The organism is uncultured Dysgonomonas sp., assembly GCF_900079725.1.
GTDB lineage: Bacteria > Bacteroidota > Bacteroidia > Bacteroidales > Dysgonomonadaceae > Dysgonomonas.
On sequence record NZ_LT599032.1, the window covers coordinates 77,332 to 97,076 of the forward strand.

Genomic DNA, 19,745 nt, shown 5'->3' on the forward strand with positions numbered 1-19,745 from the left:
AAACGAGTTACAAGTTGTTTATAATCTGTAAAGAGTTAATTATTAATTATAATGCAATTTCCTGCCCCTGATAAAAATTAAGTAATTTGAGGCTAACCAACGCTGTATATTTGGCTTGCAGCAAATCCTGCAAAGCATTGGCATAATTATTTTTTTCGGTTGTTAGTTCAACTGTATTGCGCATGCCTAGTGCATATTGTTCCTGCACCAGTTCATAGCTCAATTGGGCCGAATTAAGTTTGTCTTTTGCCGCATTATATTTACTTTGCCCCGATACAGCATCCTGATACAGGTTTTCTATTGTCGAGAGCAATGTCTTCTGTGTATCTACAAGATCTAGTTCTGCCAATTGAATATTCAAATCGGCTTTTTTTACATTCGACCGGTTCTGTTTATTATCAAATATGGGTATACTGACTGTCAGTCCCACACTCTGATTGAAATTACGTCCTATCTGTGTTGCAAATGACGGGCTGCTGTTAAATATATTTCCTGTACCGATACTTCCCGATACGGATACAGTTGGTAAATAACCTGCCTTTGCCGAGGATTTATTAAGCTCTGCCAGTTTAATATTCGTCTTACTGCTGGCAATTTCCGGCATAATACTCAACGCTCTCTGATATACTTCATACTTCGAAGGGATAAAAGATAATATATCCTGATCGTCAATCCGTGGAAAATCAATATTCATTTCTTCGTCATAATCAAGCTCCAGCAACTGTTTTAGTTGTAGCTTATAAATCTCAAATGAATTCTGAGCCTGCACCAGATTATATTTATCGGCACTGTATTGCGCTTCCACCTGAGCATACTCGCTGCGTGTAATACTTCCTGCATCGAGAAAAATCTGAGTTTGTGCAAGTTGGGCTGAATCGGAGGCCACTATATTTTCATTATTTTTTATCGATTCCCTGCTGTATAGTATTTGCAGGTAGGCCTGAGTTATAGCTATTTCAATATTGTTCTGGGTATTCTTGGTATTCAGGTTCTGCATTTCTTTCTGCAATTGGGCCTGCTTTATATCATTCCTGTTTTTCCCTCCGTTGTACACAGTCCAGTTCGCATTCAGGGTATATTGCCCGTTGAATAAACCTTCGTACCGGTAATCCCCGTTTCCGTCCGGCGACTGGGAATTGGTATATCGCTGAGAGACACTTCCGCTGAGAGAAGGGAACAATGCGGCCTTGGATTGAGAAATATCCACATCGTAAGTTTCTGTTGTAATATCCGATTTTTTCACCTGAATGTTTTCCTGACGTGCATAATCTATGCAATCTCGCAAGGTCCATTTCTTTTGTGAAAAAGCAATGGTTGGTATCAGAACACCAACCATTACCAATCTAAACAATCTATTTATATTATAAGTGTTCATATAAATTTTAATTCTTGAAATTATCAAAACATATCGTCATCCGGCATATCCGGACGGCCTCCGCCATCATCGGGTCTTTGCACAGGTGGTTGTTGCCTGTTGCCCCTATTGGGCATGCCTTGACCTCTGAACTCTATATTCTTCTTATTTGCCGAGAATATATTATATTGTTCTTCGGATAGGATAGAGCGATACTTCTTGTCATATTTTTCTTCTTTCTTTTTTATTTTTTCATCTATTTTGGTCATCTTTCCGAAAAGTTTCTGCCTATCTTTTTCTGCCATTCCCGGATTTTCGGAATCTATTTTCAATTCCTGCTTTTCCTGCATCAACTTCGAAATATCCTTACGTTCACTGGTTATTTCTTTTCCCAGTTTTTCGCGCTGCTCCAGCGTTAAATCAGGTATTTCGGGCATACCCATTATCATAAAACTATCCTGGTTTTGTCCCTGCTTGTTCATCATAGGCGGACGGCCTCCACCCATTGGTGGCTGGGCTGCCAGACCGGAGCATATAAGGATAAATGTTACTGCCAAAATTGACTTTTTCATATTTCATATTTTTATTTCTATCTCAAAATTATGAGGAGGAAGGATGGAAAACAACACTAATCGACAGACAGGCTTTTTTTATCGAAGTATAGGTATTTTGACATGACAAAAAGAACGTTATCACTGTTAATGCTGTTACAAAACGCTTAACAGGAAAGAGATAATTTCTTTGTTCAACCTTATTTTTTATGTAGCGTTTCTGTAACAAAAATACAAGTGCTTTGTATCGTAAAATTCAAAGAAAATATGTACAAGGAAATTAGGAATATGTTTAAGAAACGTAACTACTTATTAAAAGCTTTTTTTGCGGTATTTATATTACTATCAGCAAATACCCTGTCGGCGCAGACAATAATAAAGGGATCTGTAAAAGATGTAAAAACACAGGAAACACTTCCCGGTGTTGCCATATCGGTAAAAAACACCACTATAGGGGTCATAACAAATGAAAACGGTGACTACGAACTCAATGTTGCCCCCGGAAAATATACCATCGTTACATCTTATTTGTCCTATCAGCCGATGGAGATTACAGATGTAGAAGTTAAGAAAGGTGAGCCTACCATAGTAGATATCCCTATGAAAGAATCGGAACATGCCTTAGGTGAAGTATATGTGGTTGCGATAGGCCGCATAAACTCGGAAGTATCTCTCCTGAATTCGATAAAGAAATCCAATGCGGTTGTGAGTGGGGTTTCTGCTCAACAAATATCGAAAAGTCAGGATAGGGATGCATCGGAAGTAATAAAACGAGTACCGGGAATCTCCATCGTGGATGATAAATTTGTAGTAGCCAGAGGATTATCGCAAAGGTATAATAATGTATGGGTAAACAACAGTACAATACCCAGTTCGGAAGCGGATACCCGTGCTTTTTCATTCGATATCATTCCCAGTTCACAAATAGAAAATATAATGATTGTAAAATCACCACAACCGGAACTGCCCGCGGATTTCTCCGGAGGTTTTATCAAAGTGGAGACAAAAGGTATTCCCAACGAAAATTCAATCCAAATAAATTATGGTGTCGGTATCAATACCCAGACTCAGTTTAAGGATTTCAAATATAGCAAGGGTAGCGGGACCGATTTTCTTGGGTTCGACAATGGAATGAGAAGCCTGTCAAGTGCCTTTACTTCGGGCCGAATAGACAATGATAATGCAGAACAGGTGGATAACCTGACAAGAAACGGCTTTAACAACGATTGGTCTGTAAAGACTAAGAATCCGTTGCCGGATCAACGTTTAGGCTTCGTTATCAACCGTAAATATACAGGAGAAGATAACAGTATGTGGGGACTTATAGCTGCCTTGAACTACAGTAATACCAGTAAAACATATACCGATATGGAAAATTCCAGATATGGCGTATATGATTCTGACAATGACAAACCGTATTTTACATTTAAATACACTGATAATCAATACAACAGCGATGCTAGGGTAGGAGCTTTGGCCAATCTGATATATATGCCGAATGACAAGCATCGTTTCGAGTTCAGAAACATTGTGAATCAGGTAGGAAAAAACAGATATACTGACCGTGAAGGCTATCAGAATACAAGTGGATTTTACGGACAGCGTAAAGCCGAATATATATATAGTAGCCGCTTGGCTTATTCAGGACAACTTGCAGGGAAACATACCCTGACCGATAAAGATAATCTGGATTGGGTGACGGGCTTTTCCTATAGTAACAAGAATCAGCCGGACAGACGTATTATCAATTGGGAAGAAAACGGATATCCGGGAGATGCCCATTACAAAGAGTATCAGGTAGACCTGAACGATATTACACGGGATTATAATAAACTGAATGAGTATAGTTATACTTTATCGACAAATTATACACATGATTTTTCATTCGATAATGGCTTCAAACCGTCAATAAAAGCAGGATTGTACGGGGAATACAGAGACAGGAATTACAATACACGATTTTTTAAATATCGCTGGATATCTGAAAATCTGCCGAATGATTTTGGTTACAGAGATGTTATTTCTGAAATATTAATTCCGGAAAATTATGGTGCCGATAAGCTATTTGCATACGACGATACTGAGAGATACAATGATTATTCGGGTACAAATACACAGGCTGCCGGATATATAGGATTCAACATACCATTAAGTAAGTTTAATATTTATACAGGAGCACGTCTGGAACATAACAAGATGTCTCTGAAAAGTTATACAACTATATCAGGTGACAAATCGAAGACAACAGATTATTCATATACAGATATATTTCCTTCGTTGAATGCCACGTATAATCTCACAGAGAAAAATCTGGTCAGGGTAGCTTACGGACGATCTACCAATAGACAGGAATTCAGAGAGATATCTTCTTCTTCGTACTACGACTTCGACTTATTCAGCTTCGTATCGGGTAATCCCGACCTGAAACCAGCTTATATCGACAACTTTGATCTCAGATATGAATTCTACCCTTCCAATTCCGAGATATTCTCCGTAGCCCTATTCTACAAACGTTTCAAAGACCCTATCGAATGGACTTACCTTGACGGAGGAGGAACCTATATCTATACTTTCAAGAATGCTGATAAAGCCGATAATTACGGATTGGAAGTAGATATTAAAAAGAATTTGGACTTTATGGGATTGAAAGACTTCTCCCTGACATTCAATGGATCTTTGATCAAAAGTAAAGTGAAGTTTAACGAAAATTCAGGAGCCAATTATGACCGTCCGATGCAGGGACAGTCTCCATATCTGATAAATGCAGGTATATTTTATCAGAATGAACCCCTTGGCTTAAATGCAACATTACTTTATAATATCATAGGGAAGCGCATTGTAGGTATAGGACGAGTGTCCACTTCTTCGGGCTCCACTATCAATAATGATATACCCGATATGTACGAAATGCCGCGCAATGTACTTGATCTGACAATAACCAAAAAGTTGGGGAAACATATTGAACTAAACGCGGGAATAAAAGATATACTGGCAACAAAAGCAAAATATGCCCAATTCCCGAAATTTACTGACAGCGACGGCAATACACATGAAAGGGAACAGATAACAAAGGAATATAAAACAGGACAGAATATTTCATTAACAGCAAGATATACATTCTAAAAGAGTATAAAATTGTAAAACATTTTTTAATAATACTGATTATGAAAACTTTAAGTTTATTTAAAAGCGCATTTTTTATTGCATGTATCGCTGTATTTTCAGCGTGCTCCGATAGTAACGATGATACAGGCGGAGGTAACGATGGTGGCGAAACAGAACAAATTCTATTCAATAATGGAACTGAAATTGGTAATGGGGAACGGGAGTTTTATGTGAAAGAAAGCCATACAATCAAAAAAGGAACTTATGTACTCAAAGGTTGGGTATATATCGAAGATGGTGCTACTCTGACAATAGAACCGGGAACAATCATAAAAGGAGATAAAACTACCAAGGCTACCTTGATAGCAAGAAGAGGAGGTAAACTGATAGCTAAAGGAACTGCTTCCGAGCCTATTATATTTACATCAAATCAGGCAAAAGGAAGCCGTAAACCGGGTGACTGGGGTGGTATAATTCTTTCCGGACGGGCACACAACAACAATGACATTGTAGTTGGTATGCCAATAGAAGGAGGTCCTATTGCACCTCATGGTGGTACCAATGATGATGATAACTCCGGGGTATTAAGTTATGTAAGAGTTGAATTTGCCGGAATTCCGTTTGAAACCGATCAGGAAATCAATGGTGTGACTTTTGGTTCAGTAGGTAGAGGAACACAAGTAGACCACGTGCAGGTTTCATACAGTGGCGACGACTCTTTCGAGTGGTTTGGTGGTACTGTAAATGCAAAATATCTAGTAGCATATCACGGATGGGACGATGATTTTGATACAGATTATGGTTATTCAGGTAAACTACAATTCCTCTTGGGTATAAGAAGCCCATACATAGCAGACCAATCATTATCTAATGGTTTCGAATCGGATAATAATGCAAATGGTACAACTGACGAACCTTATACTAAAGCAGTATTCAGCAATGTTACATTGATAGGCCCAATGGGACAAGCTACAGACTTCGCTAATACAACTCAGTATATAACAGGAGAAGGTTTGACTTCACCTGATGGAGGACGATTAGGCGTGTTTCAGGCTGCTATACAGATTCGCCGCAATTCACGTCTGAATCTATTCAACTCGATAGCCACAGGATATCCTGTAGGTCTATTGCTTGACAATCAGAAAGGTACTACACAGAAATGGGCTACTGATGGCATTATCAAGATACAAAATAATGTGTTTGCGGGTATGGGTGTTCTAGGTTCTGATATCAACAAACAGTCTCCTGCATGGACAGACCAGCTATCCACAAACGGAACAGCTGTAACTGATCCTACGAAAGCTTCATTCTCCAGCACTTTCTTTAACCTGACAGCTAATAACAATACAGCTCTGACAAGTATATCAGATCTCAAATTGAAACAGCCTAACAGCAAAGAAGCTAATCCTAATTATGGACCTGTTTCAGGAAGTCCTGTTCTCGGCTTAGGTGCATTTACCGATGCTTTGCTAAACGATTCGTTCTTCACCAAAGTAAATTATTCGGGAGCCTTTGCCAGTGACTCTGATAGTGACAACTGGATGAAAGGATGGACAAATTTTGATCCTCAGAACACTACTTATTAATATTATTTCAATTTTTCATAAAAGGGACGGTTTATTCAAATCGTCCTTTTTGTCTAAAATATTGAATGGGACAGACTCCATTCCTAATAAAAGAAAGAGAGAAGCTGAGTATATTTTATATCCGCTTCTTTTTTTGCATTATATTTGTGACTTATATATTTACTATAACAAACAAAAGTCTACAGAAAATTCATTACTAAAAATAGACTTGCAACTCGTAACCAATAACTGTAATTGCTTTCTATGAAACGAATACCAGATATCAAAGATTTCCGTATCAAAGACACTTCGTTCGCTAACCTGATGAATAAGCGAATCTATAATGTTTTGCTGATAGCAACCAAATATGATTCATTTATCCTCGAAGACGACGGACGTATCGATGAACAGATTTTCAATGAATATACATCCCTTAACCTGAACTATCCGCCCCGTTTTACACAGGTAGTTACTGAAGAAGAAGCTCTGACCGAACTTAGTGAGAATCATTACGAACTCATAATACAGATGCCGAATATGGATGAAACGGATATGTTTTCCACGGCAAAACATATAAAGGAACATTTCAATGATATTCCATTCGTCGTCCTTACTCCGTTTTCGAGAGAAGTAACGAAAAGATTATCACAGGAAGACCTGTCGGGTGTAGATTATGTTTTTAGCTGGCTTGGCAATCCCGATTTACTATTAGCAATCATAAAGCTGATAGAAGATGCTATGAATGCCGAACATGACACCGAGAGCGTAGGTGTACAGATCATTCTTCTTATCGAAGACTCGGTGCGGTTTTACTCATCGGCCCTGCCAACCTTGTTCAAGATAGTTATGGAAGAGTCGAAAGAGTTTTCGAAAGAAGCCCTGAACGAACACCAGCAGATGTTGCGTATGCGCGGCCGCCCCAAAATCATGCTTGCCCGTACCTACGAAGAAGCTGTCGGGATATATACCGAATATAAAGATAATATACTGGGTATAGTAACCGATATGAGTTATATGCATGGAGGAACGAAAGACAAACTGGCTGGCTATAATTTTGCCAAATGGGTAAAGGAAAAGGATCGTTTCAAGCCGATTGTATTCACTTCTTCCGAAATAACGAACAAAGTATATGCAGACGAATTGGAGTGCAGTTTTATCGATAAAAATTCGAAGAGTTTTCCTCGCGATTTAAGAAAACAGGTTGTAAATAATTTCGGTTTCGGCGACTTTGTTATTATCAATCCCGATACTCAGGAAGAGATATTCCGTATTCGCAACTTAAAAGATTTACAGAAAAATATATTTAATATACCAACCGACTCGCTGGTATATCATATGTCTCACAACCATTTCTCCCGTTTTTTCTATTCCCGTGCGCTGTTCCCGCTGGCAGAAGGGTTGAAAAAAATAGACATTTCGGACTTCGACAATGTGGAAGACGCCCGTCAGATCATTTATGATATGATAATAAAATACCGGCGTATCAAGAATTCGGGAATTGTAGCCGTTTTCGATAAAGACAGGTTCGACGAATTCTCTAATTTTGTGCGAATGGGAGATGGATCCATAGGCGGAAAGGGACGTAGCATCGCTTTTATGGACAATATTGTTAAAGAACATGCCGAACTAAACAATGATGAAAATATTGTAGTAAGGATCCCACGTACAGTAGTTATGTCCACCGATCTCTTTGATGAGTTCATGGAAATAAACGACCTGTACCCCATCGCTTTATCCGACAGGCCCGATGAGGAAATCCTCCGCTATTTTCTCAAAGCCGGATTACCCGACCGCCTGATTGAAGACTTTATGGCTTTTCTGGATGTAGTAAAAGCACCCGTAGCCGTACGTTCATCAAGCTTATTGGAAGATTCACATTACCAACCGTTTGCCGGTGTGTATTCCACCTATATGATACCATTGCTACCCGACAAATATGAAATGTTGGGGCTTTTAGGAAAAGCGATCAAAGCCGTTTACGCATCTGTATTTTATAGAGATAGCAAGACATATATGGTGGCAACACAAAACCTGATTGATCAGGAAAAAATGGCTATTGTATTACAGGAAGCTGTAGGAAGCCGTTATGGAGATCATTTCTACCCTACATTATCGGGAGTTGCGCGTTCTCTCAATTTCTATCCTGTAGGCAATGAGAAACCGGAAGAAGGTATTGCAAATATTGTACTGGGACTGGGGAAATATATTGTCGAAGGCGGAGCCAGCCTGCGCTTTTCGCCTGCTCATCCGCATAATATAGTACAATTAAGTTCTGTTGATTTTGCATTAAGGGATACACAACGCTTCTTCTATGCGCTGGATATGAAAGACACAGATAAGGAATTTTCTACAAATGACGGATTTAACCTATTGAAACTGAATCTGAAAGATGCAGAAAAAGACGGCTCTATAAAATATATATCATCTACCTACGATCCGGTGGACCAGGTGATTTATGACGGTTACTATGAAGGAGGGCGAAAAATCTTATCGTTTGTAAATATATTGCAACACAATGTTTTCCCTTTGGCCGAAATATTGAAACAAACACTCAGGATAGGGCAGGAAGAAATGGGACGGGCAGTGGAAATAGAGTTTGCAGCCGACCTGAAAGACAAAGGAGAAGGTACTTTCTATCTTTTGCAGATACGCCCTATTGTACAAAACCGAGAATTGCAAAGTGAAGACCTGTCGCAGATAAAATCGGAACAAGAAATATTGCATTCTACAAGTGCACTCGGACATGGGGTAACCAGTGATGTGTATGATATAGTCTATGTGAAGACCAAGAGTTTCAGTGCAGCAAATAATCAATCGATTGTTGCAGAGATAGATGGCGTAAATAGAGAATTTCTGGATAACGATAAGAATTATATACTTGTAGGTCCGGGAAGATGGGGGAGTAGCGATCCCTGGTTGGGAATACCGGTACGCTGGCCACAGATAAGTAATGCGCGGGTACTGGTAGAAATTGCGTTGGATAACTATAAGATAGAGCCAAGTCAGGGCACGCACTTCTTTCAAAACCTGACTTCCTTTGGAGTCGGCTATTTCTCTATCAATCCGTTTTTACAAAACGACGGATTATTCGATGAAGAATACCTGGACAGTCAGCCGGCTATTTATGAAACAGAATATCTGCGTCATGTCCGTTTCCCGAATCCGGTTATAATAAAAATAAATGGAAAGAAAAAGATTGGAGTTGTGTTGAAACCTGAATAATAAAGTAATTATTATCTTATGAAAAAAGCGGTATTTATATTCCTATTGTGCATCTTAGCCGTGATGGTTAATGCTCAGCATACCGGAAAGGCAACATTCTATGGGACGAAATTCAATAACAGAAAAACTGCCAGCGGAGAGATATACAGAAAAGACAGTATGGTATGTGCCCATAAGACATATCCTTTTGGGACACTACTAAAAGTGAAAAACCTGCATAATGATAAGGAAGTTGTTGTACGGGTAATAGACAGAGGCCCCTTTAGAAAGAGATATATCATAGATTTGTCTTATGCAGCCGCCAAAAAGATAGATATGCTAAGCCGTGGTGTTGCCGATGTCATAGTATCAGAACATAAATATAATTTGCCCGTGCCCTTTACAATTTATATGTTTGATACGCTAAAACTTCCAAAATAAGAAGGGCAACTGAATTTTTCATTTTAATATTGAAATTAACAGATAAATTGTTGTGAATATAAGAATCAAACCAGCATTTACGTATAATCCTAAACAATAGGCAAATACAGGATTTGATAATGATCAGGGATCTTTCAAAATCTATACTATCATTCGAAAGAGCCTTAGTTTCGGGCTGAAAAAAAATATAAAAACTTGTCTGTTGAATAAATTGTTATATCTTTGCATTCGCTAACCAAAAATGGTTCCTTGGCCGAGTGGTTAGGCACCGGTCTGCAAAACCGTTGACGGCGGTTCGAATCCGCCAGGAACCTCAATAAAAGCTCCGAAACGACTGATAATAAACGGTTTCGGAGCTTCTTTATTTTTAGGGGGCGCAAATAGGGGCGGCAAGTGCTTATTTTATAAGTGGCATATATACTGACGTTTGTCTATTTCACTAAAATAAAAGACATAAAATCTTTCCCTTTAGATGTTAGTTTATCGTCCAGAACATGAATAGGATTACCATTCGTTTGTAACCTAGATTCGCTAGCATTTTCTCTTACCAATCTATTTGATTCAAGAAAATATATTGCCTCAGAAATATCATCCTGAGAAGCCTTCGTTAAATCACTCATGATTTTCTTAAATTCACTAACCAAAGTATAATGAATTCGAAGAACTGCATTAGACTGACCCCCATTTGGATCTTTTATTACATTTCCTTGCTGGTCATTGTAAACCTTCGGATTTCTTAGAATCTTTAAGAGGAGAAGTTCAAAACTATTCATTTGTTCTAAAACTCTTAGATATTTTTCCGTTTTATCGTAACTACAATCTTTCATTGTAATACTATTAGCCAGAATATTTCTAAACAAGATTCTCTTTTCTTCATTTCGTTCATTGACTATGTATTTAGCCGTTAATTCAAAAATATCAAGAAAATCAGGTTGGTTTATATATGATGTATTAATCCGATCCTTTATTCTCTCCACCTCTTCTTTAAGAGCGATATAAAACTCCTCAAGGCGTTCATGTTTTCTTTTCGCTTGTATAGCCTCTATATCAGACCAAACAGAAGTAATAGTCCCACCTAATACAGGTATCATGGTTACAATACCCTTGGCTGCAATCAGCCCTTTTTCTATAATATTTTCTTTATTCATATCAACTTGTATATTACCCCAATTTACATCTTTACTTTCGATTTACAGCATTTATCTATCGAAAACGATAACGACCGCAAAGGAAAGATAGCTTAAATTTCGCCTTGAAAACGCGAGCGAAAAAATTCAATCTATACTTCGTATTAATTACCCATTTAAGGTTTCATTTCATTCTCTCTTAGAAATATACTAAATCATCCAATAAATAACATCAGTACTCATTATCATATATATATAAATAAATATTGGCTCAATATTTGTTATTACTAAAATAAAAAAACAAATGGCTCTTAGTAATGCTTTTGCTTTTATAAAGTATATTCAATCAAGTAATGATTTTAGAAAATCTTGTTACAGTTGCAAATCAAAGACTGATTTGATAACTATACTAGCATGTTATGAGATTGCATTTACAGATGAAGAGTTTCGTGAAGCAATTAGTGCATCATTATTTAAATGCCAAACGGAGAATGAAGCCTTAGAAATTAAGCAAATAGAATGGCTATATAATTTATATTCCGAAAAATGACTTCTTATGGATACAACAGAAAACAAAAACATTATCATTCCCAATATAGAAAAGATTCGTTTTATAATAAAAGATGCAACTGGCTTAGACGTTATGTATGCCTATGAAGATTTGTTCTTTGCAGAACACGGTGTTTTTCTAATCAAAGTTTATGACAATAATCAAAACCTCTTAGAATGCTTCTTTAATGTAGATTGTGATATAGATAACAGTTTAATAATACTCGAGAAGTTAATGATTTCGGCACAACTTAATGGAATGACCCTTCTTAATAAGGGGAAATTCGATATGAAACAAAATAAGGGAGAAGAAACCTTCTCCCTCACATTTTATTAATTTCAATAGATATCTTATTATAAAAGTAGATACCCTTTCACTCCAATAATTTTAATCGTATGTAAATCTGAGTGGCAGACTACTGAATGCATTATCTCAACCGGTACATCATGTGACCCAACATCTCCTCTTTCAAAACTCCACAGAGCTAATCTGTCATTGATACGTTGTGCCGCATATCCTTTTGCTTTTATCATTTTATTATCTGTTTTTTATTTTGTAAAAATAATAAGGATAAGCTTCCCCAAAGTATCCCAATATCTGAAAAGTGTATCCAGATGATGTAACTTATGAAAATCAAAATATTCAAGTCACAGTCTCTCTTTTCTTATGTCTATTTTTTATATAAATCAAACCTCTTGTATAACTAAACTAATGATGCTAAATTTGTTATTCAAACGCTAAAAGTGACATAACAATGAGTAATACTATATTATCTGTACTTGATCTTGCCTTGATTAACCAAGGGGAGACTACACAGCAGGCTTTAGAGTCTGCTGCAGATTTGGCTGTGTATTTAGAACAATTAAATTATAAACGTATTTGGTTTGCCGAACATCATAACTCAATTTCGATAGCCAGTTCTGCTACGGCGTTAGTTATTGGTTATGTAGCAGGCAAAACCACTTCGATAAGAGTGGGTGCAGGTGGTATTATGTTACCTAATCATTCACCATTAGTTGTAGCTGAACAATTTGGTACTCTGGGCACAATATATCCGAATCGAATTGATCTGGGATTAGGTCGAGCTCCCGGTACAGACCAGGCGACTGCTTTTGCTCTTCGCAGACAGAACATGAATGCACATTTTAATTTCAAAAGTGAAATTAAAGAGCTACAAAGATATTTCAGCAGAGATAATAGTTCGGCTAAAGTAAGAGCTATTCCGGCGGAAGGAGTAGATGTGCCAATTTGGATATTGGGATCAAGTACTGACAGTGCCTATCTAGCGGCTGAACTCGGTCTTCCCTATGCCTTTGCCGCTCACTTTGCACCGGCACAATTGTACAATGCCACAGAAATTTATAAAAGAGAGTTTAAGCCTTCCGATGTATTGGCTAAACCTTATGTAATAGTAGCTGTAAATGTGATAGCTGCTGATACTCAAGATGACGCAACTGAATTGGCAAAGAGCCAACAGATGATGTTCTTTAATGTAGTTACTGGTCAACAAAAATTATTACAGCCACCAACCGAACTTCCCGAAACCTATTATCGTCCGGATGTAAATCGGGTTGTAGAAAATATGTTGGCTTGTACTTTCAAAGGAACAAAGGAAACTTTAAAGCCTAAATTAAGCAATTTTATAGAGGAATTGGGGGTTAATGAACTTATCGTAGTCACTGCTATTTATGATAAACAGGCTAAGAAAAAATCGTTTTCTATTCTTAAAGAAATAATAGATTCGCTGTAAAATATGGAGAGCAGGCTATGAAATAGGTCACTCCTAATGAAGTTGTAGATTTTGACTACGGGACACAGATAATACCCCTTTATTTTTCAAAATGTTTGATTGCTTTGTTTATATCCTATTCTTTAGTAACTGAAGTCTGTCTAAGTCTAAGATTAGCTTATATTCAAATTTTACAAACTTTCTATATCTAAGTAAATTTACTAATTTCAAGTCTGTTACCTATTGAAGTGTTCCGATTTGCATATATGCCTTTTCTTGTGTTTTTTTTCATCAAGGCCGGCACAGTTTCGGAATCCCATTGCTTTCGGCAGGTATCTCTATCGAGAGTATTACCAAAATGATGGGACATGCAAATATTTCCACCATACAAGGATATGTACAAGTCACTAAGCAGAAAATAGCAAAAGATATGGATCAACTAATGGAGCGAAGAAGAATAACACACTAAAAACGGAATTTAATAACAATCACAGATAATGGAACAATTACTATTCCAAACAACTTAAGAATGAGTATTACTGAAATTGCGGACCTCTTTGATATTTATTATAAAAGAGTAAAGAAACACATTCGGATTATTGAGAAATTGGGTATTGCCACTAGAGATTATATCATGAATGATAGCTTTGAATATAAAATTATTATTGGATAAATTTGAACAGGCTCTAATATATTTCCGATTTTTATTCTTATTTTTATTTTGTCTATCGGAATTAAACTCTCCGGTATTACTTCCAAGCTAAGTCTCATACATGTTTATAAAATGAAGGAAGAACCTGTTTTTGATGTAAATATATTTCGAAATATATTTAATGATAATTATAGATATCTGTGCTATTTTGCAAAAGGTTATGTCAGCAATGATTATATAATTGAGGAGATAGTAAGCGAATCCTTTGTTAAGCTGTGGAATAACAGAGATAATCTGAAAAATCGGGACTCTGTGAAAGGCTATCTTTACCAAAGCGTAAGAAATGCATGCATCGATTATTACAGAAAGGAGAATAAGCAAATCAATAATACTACGAATATTGACGACAATCCGGTTGTATGTACCACTTTAGCCGATTTGGGAGAAGATCCGCTCAATTATCTTATTTCGAAAGAAAATGAAACTAAAATACTGAATGCTATAGAGAACCTGCCCGACAGATACAGACAAACCCTTAAACTTAGCCGCTTCGATAAGCATAGCTATGAAGAGATAGCCCGGATAATGGATATATCGACCAATACGGTAAAATCTAACTTAAGGGAGGCTATTTCGAAATTGAGAAAAGAATTAGGAGATACACTAATGCTTTTATTCTTAATAGTTTAATTCAGAAAAGAGAAAATGATCTTTTTTCTTGAAATAAACTTGAAAAGCCACCCACCTTTTTACTTTTAATTATCGTCTTATATAATATGAAGCAATTGGAAGAGTCAAGAATATATTATTTAATATCAACCTTTCTGACAAAAGGGTTGACAAAGGAGGAAGAGTCGGAACTGAAAGTATTGCTTCAGGAATCATCCAATAAAGAATATTTCCAACAATTGTATTCAATCGATCTGATAGCCCGGAATACAAAACGGTATCGTGATTTAGACCCGGTTTTTGAAGGAATAATAGCCCGTATTAATGAAGATAGTGAGACGGATGTTGAGCCGAAGACACGGAGAATAAAACACAATTTTACATGGAGAAGTATTGCCGCTTCTGTCATCTTTATTATAGCATTTGGCATCGGCATGTATTATTTAGGTGAGAAGAACATAAATGATACGATCATGGCTGATAATAATGCTAATACGATACAAGTACCATTGGGTTCCCAGTCTACTATCAGCCTGCCGGATGGATCTATAGTAACACTCAATTCGGGAAGTACAATCAGATATTCGAACTCGTTCGGGAAGAAAGACCGGGAGTTGCAACTTGAAGGTGAAGCCTTTTTCGAAGTTTTCAGAAATGAAGAAAAGCCATTTATCGTATATGCCAAAAAATCGGCGATTGAAGTATTGGGAACCACGTTCAATGTGAAGGCTTATGGGGACGAAGATTTTCTGGAAACTACGTTAGTGGAAGGTTCGGTAAGTGTAACACCGGATATAAACGATATATCACGCAAAAAAATCGTACTAAGCCCCAATCAGGCTATACTGATAGACCTGAAAAATAACGGATTGCAAATATCATTGCGTCAGAATATAAATACATTGCTTTATACGTCGTGGAAAGATCCCAGATGGATCATACAGGGGGAACAGATGGAGAGTCTTGCCCGGAAACTCGAACGCCGATACAGTGTAAGCATCAAGGTGGATGATGAACTAAGAAAGTATAAGTTTAGTGGTACGCTTGTGGATGAAACACTTCAGCAAACATTGGACATAATGAAGTCCATAGCGCCGATAACATATACATTGAATAAGAAGACTGTATTTATCTCTGTAGACTCAAAAAGAAGAAGTGCCTTTGAACAATCTATAACCAAAAATGAAAAATAATGTCTAACACTTAATACCGGAACAGCCTATGATATGAAAAACACAAAATAGTCGAAGGAAGATTGCAGCTTCCCTCGACCGGAGATTGAAATGTCTCAATTATAAGAAATTAAAACCATTTGTCTAACAAAGATATTAAAAAATCAATGAAACTTATGAAAAAAAAATGCAGATATAATATTTTGTTTGTTATACTGCTTTGTTTATTCAGTTTGCCTACGCAAGCGGTTTATGGCCAGCAGGCAAAATTGATAAATATAGATAAAGCGAATATTGAGATAAAAGAAGCCTTTAAGCTGATTGAGCGACAAACAGACTATCGCTTCTTCTATACAGATATTCTAAACGACCTGAATAAGAAAATTACAATTAAATATAGCGGGGAAAAGATAGAACCCTTACTCAACAAGGTACTGGAAAATACAGACCTGACCTATAAGCTGAACAATGATACCAAAGTGATTACAATCGCCCCCCTGAAAACAAGCAGGGCTGACAGTCAGAAGAGAACACCTGTATCGGGAAAAATTGTGGATGAAAAAGAGGAGGCCATCATCGGGGCTTCTGTAAAAGTAAAAGGTACAAATATAGGTACAATCACGGATACGGACGGAAGTTTCAGCCTGGATGTCCCTGACGGAGCTACACTAACGGTTACTTATATAGGCTTTAATCCTCAGGATATAAAAGTGGAGGGAAGAACAAATTTTCGGATTACACTTTCCGAAGACGCCAAACTGCTGGACGAAGTGGTAGTTGTAGGATACGGTACGATGAAAAAGAGCGACCTCACAGGCTCTATTACCAGCCTCAAAGCTGAAGATATCATTGAATCGCGCTCATTATCCTTTGTCAACGCCATGCAGGGGAAGATGGCCGGTGTACAGATATCATCGGCATCGGGAGAACTGGGTGCAAGCTCGCGTATATCGATACGTGGTGCAAATTCGGTATATGGTTCTTCATTACCTTTATACGTTATAGACGGGGTACAGATGGATGTGAATACAGATGAGGTCGCCTCCGCTAAGATGGGTAACGGCTCTACGCTCGACCCTTTGTCCAGCATCAACCCTTCGGATATAGAATCTATTGAAGTATTGAAAGATGCATCGGCAACAGCGATCTATGGTTCGCGGGGAGCAAATGGCGTTATCATAGTTACCACACGTAGTGGAAAAGTGGGTAAGACCCGTATCAATTACGACGGTAATGTCAGTTTTGGTACAGTCACAAAAAAAATAGATGTACTGGGAGCTTCCGACTTTATTGACTATCGCCGCGAAATAGATGAAAATACTCCACTTTTCTACGAAGATTCTAACAATGACGGGGCTTTTAACGAACTGGATAAACCGAGAGACCCTTATTCAAATCCGAGCCACGACTGGCAAAGCGAGATGTTGCGTACTGCCATATCTACCAATCACAATATTTCGGCCGACGGAGGTTCTGACAAACTCAGGTATTCGACCAGTCTGGGTTATACCAACAATGAAGGTATCATTATTAATAACAATTACAATCGTATAACCTCCCGCACCAAGCTGGATATTCAGGCTACAAAACGCCTCAAATTCGGCTCAAACATAAGTATATCACATTCCAAGTTTAAAGGCGTGAGCCAGAGCGGGGGAGAAGGTAATGCCTACAATGGTGTTGTGCAAAGTCTGGTTACAGCACGTCCCGTAGAAGTATATATCCCGTCGTGGGACAATACAGGTACATATGTTTCACCTATTGCCATGCTCAAAGAAGCTTACAAGAGCACATCATTGTTGAGGGGAGATGCCAATGTATACGGAGATTATCTCATTATGGAGGGTTTGTCGCTGAATATCTCGGCGGGAGGATTCTATTCCAGTTCGAAAGGAAATGAGTTTTACGGCAAAAACACGGAGTGGGGTGCCGGAGATATAGGGCGTGCCATCATATCCGAAAACCGCGCTTATTATTTATCGAATACAAATCAGATTTCGTATAAAAAAGACTTCGGGTGGAGCAATCTGGATGCTATGGCTGCTTTTGAAATCAATCATTACAATTATGAATCGTTCGGTGTAGATAACAGCAATTTTCTGGACGAATCAACAGGTGTATATTCCATAGCAAAAGGTAGCGTACTGAAAAGCCTGTATTCATATAGGGGTATCAACAACCGCTTGTCTTATCTGGCACGTGTGTATTACGATTTATACAAGCGTTATCTGATTACAGTAAGTATACGTGCCGATGGGTCGGATAAATTCGGGAAAAACAATAAATACGGATATTTCCCATCGGCAGCAGTAGCATGGCGATTGAGTGAGGAAAAATTCCTGAAAGACAAGAATATATTCGATAACCTGAAACTGAGGCTGAGTTATGGCCGCACAGGAAATGAACGGATACCGCCATATCAATATATGGCCAATATGGAGAATAGTTACTACAACGGTATATTGGGGTTAAGTCCTTCTACTGCTGCCAACGAAGATCTGAAATGGGAGTCTACCGCACAGTATAATGCAGGAGTGGATGTCGCATTTTTGAAAAATCGCATACAGCTTACTTTTGATGCTTATAAAAAGGTGACTGACAACATGTTGATGCCGACACCCATACCTTCCCAATCCGGTTTTTCTACGCAATGGCAAAATATAGGAAGGGTAGACAATAGTGGTATCGAAGTGCAGCTGACTACCCACAACATTGCAACTAAAGACTTTGAATGGACTACTAATTTCAATATAAGCCGCAATAAGAATAAAGTGAAAAGCCTTGGAGGGGTCGATTTCATCCCTGTAAGCATCGGTGGCGGCTGGATCACGAATGTCGGGCGTGTCATTGTTGGTGAAGAGATAGGCACAGCTTACGGATATGTATTTGATGGAATATATCAACTTGATGATTTTACATGGCAGAACAACAGCGATCCGAATATAGAATACGAAGATCGTGAATTCAGGCTCAAAGATGGCGTTGTACGTGTTGCCGGAAAGAATGTAAAACCCGGTTCTTTCAAATTCAAAAACCTGAACGGGAGCGAAGATAATCTGGTAGATGAAAATGACCAGAGTGTTATTAGTCGCAGTAGTCCTAAATTCTTCGGAGGTATTACCAATTCATTTCGTTACAAGAATTTCGAATTGTCTGTATTTTTGTCGGGGGCGTATGGCAATGAAGTTTTCAACGAATCGCGTTTCCGCCTCGAAGGAGGAACTCCTCTTACATGGCTCAACCTGTCGAAAGATTTCTGGGACAACCGATGGACTACCGAAAATCCGACGAATAAATACGGAACATTCAGTGTAGATACCAAGAACGTGACATCTATGATGACATCGAGCTACTATGTGGAAGATGCGTCATATCTCCGTCTCAAAACATTGTCCATAGCCTATAATGTGCCGCACAGTTTCCTGAAAAGTATGAAATGGAGTGAGAATATATCGAACCTGAAAGTGTATGTCACAGGAGACAACCTTTATACGTGGACTAAATACACAGGATTCGATCCTGAAATAGATTCCAATAATGCATTATTGACAGGTTTCGACCGTATTTCTTATCCTCGTACAAGGACATTGGTCTTTGGGGTTAATGTTACTTTCTAATAAATATATAAT

The 19,745-nt window shown here is 38.0% G+C and carries 14 protein-coding genes, 1 tRNA gene and 1 pseudogene; 12 read left to right on the forward strand and 4 right to left on the reverse strand.

Annotated elements, in window-relative coordinates; all coding sequences use genetic code 11:
- Positions 1-46 precede the first annotated feature (46 nt).
- Both QZL88_RS00375 and QZL88_RS00380 read right to left on the reverse strand, forming a co-directional pair.
- Positions 47-1,375, reverse strand: coding sequence for a TolC family protein (locus QZL88_RS00375; RefSeq protein ID WP_296937772.1), 1,329 nt, complete (start codon positions 1,373-1,375; stop codon positions 47-49).
- Positions 1,376-1,398: 23 nt separating this feature from the next.
- Complete coding sequence (locus tag QZL88_RS00380) at positions 1,399-1,926, reverse strand: hypothetical protein (RefSeq protein ID WP_296937775.1); 528 nt, start codon at positions 1,924-1,926, stop codon at positions 1,399-1,401.
- A gap of 246 nt (positions 1,927-2,172) precedes the next feature.
- Between QZL88_RS00380 and QZL88_RS00385 the strand changes: the two genes are divergently transcribed.
- The 5 genes from QZL88_RS00385 (at position 2,173) to QZL88_RS00405 (ending at position 10,531) form a co-directional block, all read left to right on the forward strand.
- A complete protein-coding gene (locus tag QZL88_RS00385) occupies positions 2,173-5,028 on the forward strand; it encodes a TonB-dependent receptor (RefSeq protein WP_296937776.1) in 2,856 nt (951 codons plus the stop codon).
- A 41-nt stretch (positions 5,029-5,069) separates the two neighbouring features.
- Entirely contained in the window at positions 5,070-6,596 is a 1,527-nt protein-coding gene (locus tag QZL88_RS00390; RefSeq protein ID WP_296937777.1) for a hypothetical protein, read from the forward strand.
- A 243-nt stretch (positions 6,597-6,839) separates the two neighbouring features.
- The gene (locus QZL88_RS00395) at positions 6,840-9,797 is read left to right on the forward strand and encodes a PEP/pyruvate-binding domain-containing protein (protein WP_296937779.1); all 2,958 of its coding nucleotides are present in this window, start codon (positions 6,840-6,842) and stop codon (positions 9,795-9,797) included.
- 18 nt (positions 9,798-9,815) lie between these two features.
- Complete coding sequence (locus QZL88_RS00400) at positions 9,816-10,217, forward strand: septal ring lytic transglycosylase RlpA family protein (protein ID WP_296937781.1); 402 nt, start codon at positions 9,816-9,818, stop codon at positions 10,215-10,217.
- Positions 10,218-10,460: 243 nt separating this feature from the next.
- A tRNA-Cys gene (locus tag QZL88_RS00405) sits at positions 10,461-10,531 on the forward strand.
- Positions 10,532-10,648: 117 nt separating this feature from the next.
- Here the strand turns inward: QZL88_RS00405 and QZL88_RS00410 are convergent.
- Positions 10,649-11,365, reverse strand: a complete 717-nt coding sequence (locus QZL88_RS00410; RefSeq protein ID WP_296937783.1) for a hypothetical protein — start codon at positions 11,363-11,365, stop codon at positions 10,649-10,651.
- 283 nt (positions 11,366-11,648) lie between these two features.
- Between QZL88_RS00410 and QZL88_RS00415 the strand changes: the two genes are divergently transcribed.
- Together QZL88_RS00415 and QZL88_RS00420 are read left to right on the forward strand one after the other, a co-directional pair.
- On the forward strand, positions 11,649-11,894 hold the full coding sequence (locus tag QZL88_RS00415) for a hypothetical protein (protein WP_296937785.1): 246 nt from the start codon (positions 11,649-11,651) through the stop codon (positions 11,892-11,894).
- A 6-nt stretch (positions 11,895-11,900) separates the two neighbouring features.
- Complete coding sequence (locus tag QZL88_RS00420; RefSeq protein WP_296937788.1) at positions 11,901-12,230, forward strand: hypothetical protein; 330 nt, start codon at positions 11,901-11,903, stop codon at positions 12,228-12,230.
- 17 nt (positions 12,231-12,247) lie between these two features.
- Here the strand turns inward: QZL88_RS00420 and QZL88_RS00425 are convergent, their stop codons facing one another.
- Complete coding sequence (locus QZL88_RS00425; RefSeq protein WP_296937790.1) at positions 12,248-12,427, reverse strand: hypothetical protein; 180 nt, start codon at positions 12,425-12,427, stop codon at positions 12,248-12,250.
- Between the two features lie 221 nt (positions 12,428-12,648).
- On the opposite strand from QZL88_RS00425, the gene QZL88_RS00430 reads away from it, so the two are divergent.
- From QZL88_RS00430 to QZL88_RS00450, 5 genes and pseudogenes are all read left to right on the forward strand, one after another.
- Positions 12,649-13,644, forward strand: a complete 996-nt coding sequence (locus tag QZL88_RS00430; protein WP_296937791.1) for an LLM class flavin-dependent oxidoreductase — start codon at positions 12,649-12,651, stop codon at positions 13,642-13,644.
- A 259-nt stretch (positions 13,645-13,903) separates the two neighbouring features.
- Positions 13,904-14,092, forward strand: a pseudogene (locus tag QZL88_RS00435) (tyrosine-type recombinase/integrase); the annotation flags it as partial.
- 315 nt (positions 14,093-14,407) lie between these two features.
- The gene (locus QZL88_RS00440) at positions 14,408-14,965 is read left to right on the forward strand and encodes an RNA polymerase sigma-70 factor (RefSeq protein ID WP_296937794.1); all 558 of its coding nucleotides are present in this window, start codon (positions 14,408-14,410) and stop codon (positions 14,963-14,965) included.
- Positions 14,966-15,051: 86 nt separating this feature from the next.
- The gene (locus QZL88_RS00445) at positions 15,052-16,137 is read left to right on the forward strand and encodes a FecR family protein (RefSeq protein ID WP_296937796.1); all 1,086 of its coding nucleotides are present in this window, start codon (positions 15,052-15,054) and stop codon (positions 16,135-16,137) included.
- 155 nt (positions 16,138-16,292) lie between these two features.
- Positions 16,293-19,733 (forward strand): TonB-dependent receptor, encoded by a 3,441-nt coding sequence (locus QZL88_RS00450; RefSeq protein WP_296937798.1) that lies wholly within the window; start codon positions 16,293-16,295, stop codon positions 19,731-19,733.
- Positions 19,734-19,745: the final 12 nt, after the last annotated feature.

What these genes read in the sequence shown, in the direction of transcription:
- QZL88_RS00380 (WP_296937775.1), bottom strand. Translation starts at nt 1,926, where the DNA reads ATGAAAAAGTCAATTTTGGCAGTAACATTTATCCTTATATGCTCCGGT.
- QZL88_RS00375 (WP_296937772.1), bottom strand. Translation starts at nt 1,375, where the DNA reads ATGAACACTTATAATATAAATAGATTGTTTAGATTGGTAATGGTTGGT.
- QZL88_RS00440 (WP_296937794.1), top strand. Translation starts at nt 14,408, where the DNA reads ATGAAGGAAGAACCTGTTTTTGATGTAAATATATTTCGAAATATATTT.
- QZL88_RS00395 (WP_296937779.1), top strand. Translation starts at nt 6,840, where the DNA reads ATGAAACGAATACCAGATATCAAAGATTTCCGTATCAAAGACACTTCG.
- QZL88_RS00425 (WP_296937790.1), bottom strand. Translation starts at nt 12,427, where the DNA reads ATGATAAAAGCAAAAGGATATGCGGCACAACGTATCAATGACAGATTA.
- QZL88_RS00390 (WP_296937777.1), top strand. Translation starts at nt 5,070, where the DNA reads ATGAAAACTTTAAGTTTATTTAAAAGCGCATTTTTTATTGCATGTATC.
- QZL88_RS00420 (WP_296937788.1), top strand. Translation starts at nt 11,901, where the DNA reads ATGGATACAACAGAAAACAAAAACATTATCATTCCCAATATAGAAAAG.
- QZL88_RS00430 (WP_296937791.1), top strand. Translation starts at nt 12,649, where the DNA reads ATGAGTAATACTATATTATCTGTACTTGATCTTGCCTTGATTAACCAA.
- QZL88_RS00415 (WP_296937785.1), top strand. Translation starts at nt 11,649, where the DNA reads ATGGCTCTTAGTAATGCTTTTGCTTTTATAAAGTATATTCAATCAAGT.
- QZL88_RS00410 (WP_296937783.1), bottom strand. Translation starts at nt 11,365, where the DNA reads ATGAATAAAGAAAATATTATAGAAAAAGGGCTGATTGCAGCCAAGGGT.
- QZL88_RS00445 (WP_296937796.1), top strand. Translation starts at nt 15,052, where the DNA reads ATGAAGCAATTGGAAGAGTCAAGAATATATTATTTAATATCAACCTTT.
- QZL88_RS00450 (WP_296937798.1), top strand. Translation starts at nt 16,293, where the DNA reads ATGAAAAAAAAATGCAGATATAATATTTTGTTTGTTATACTGCTTTGT.
- QZL88_RS00400 (WP_296937781.1), top strand. Translation starts at nt 9,816, where the DNA reads ATGAAAAAAGCGGTATTTATATTCCTATTGTGCATCTTAGCCGTGATG.
- QZL88_RS00385 (WP_296937776.1), top strand. Translation starts at nt 2,173, where the DNA reads ATGTACAAGGAAATTAGGAATATGTTTAAGAAACGTAACTACTTATTA.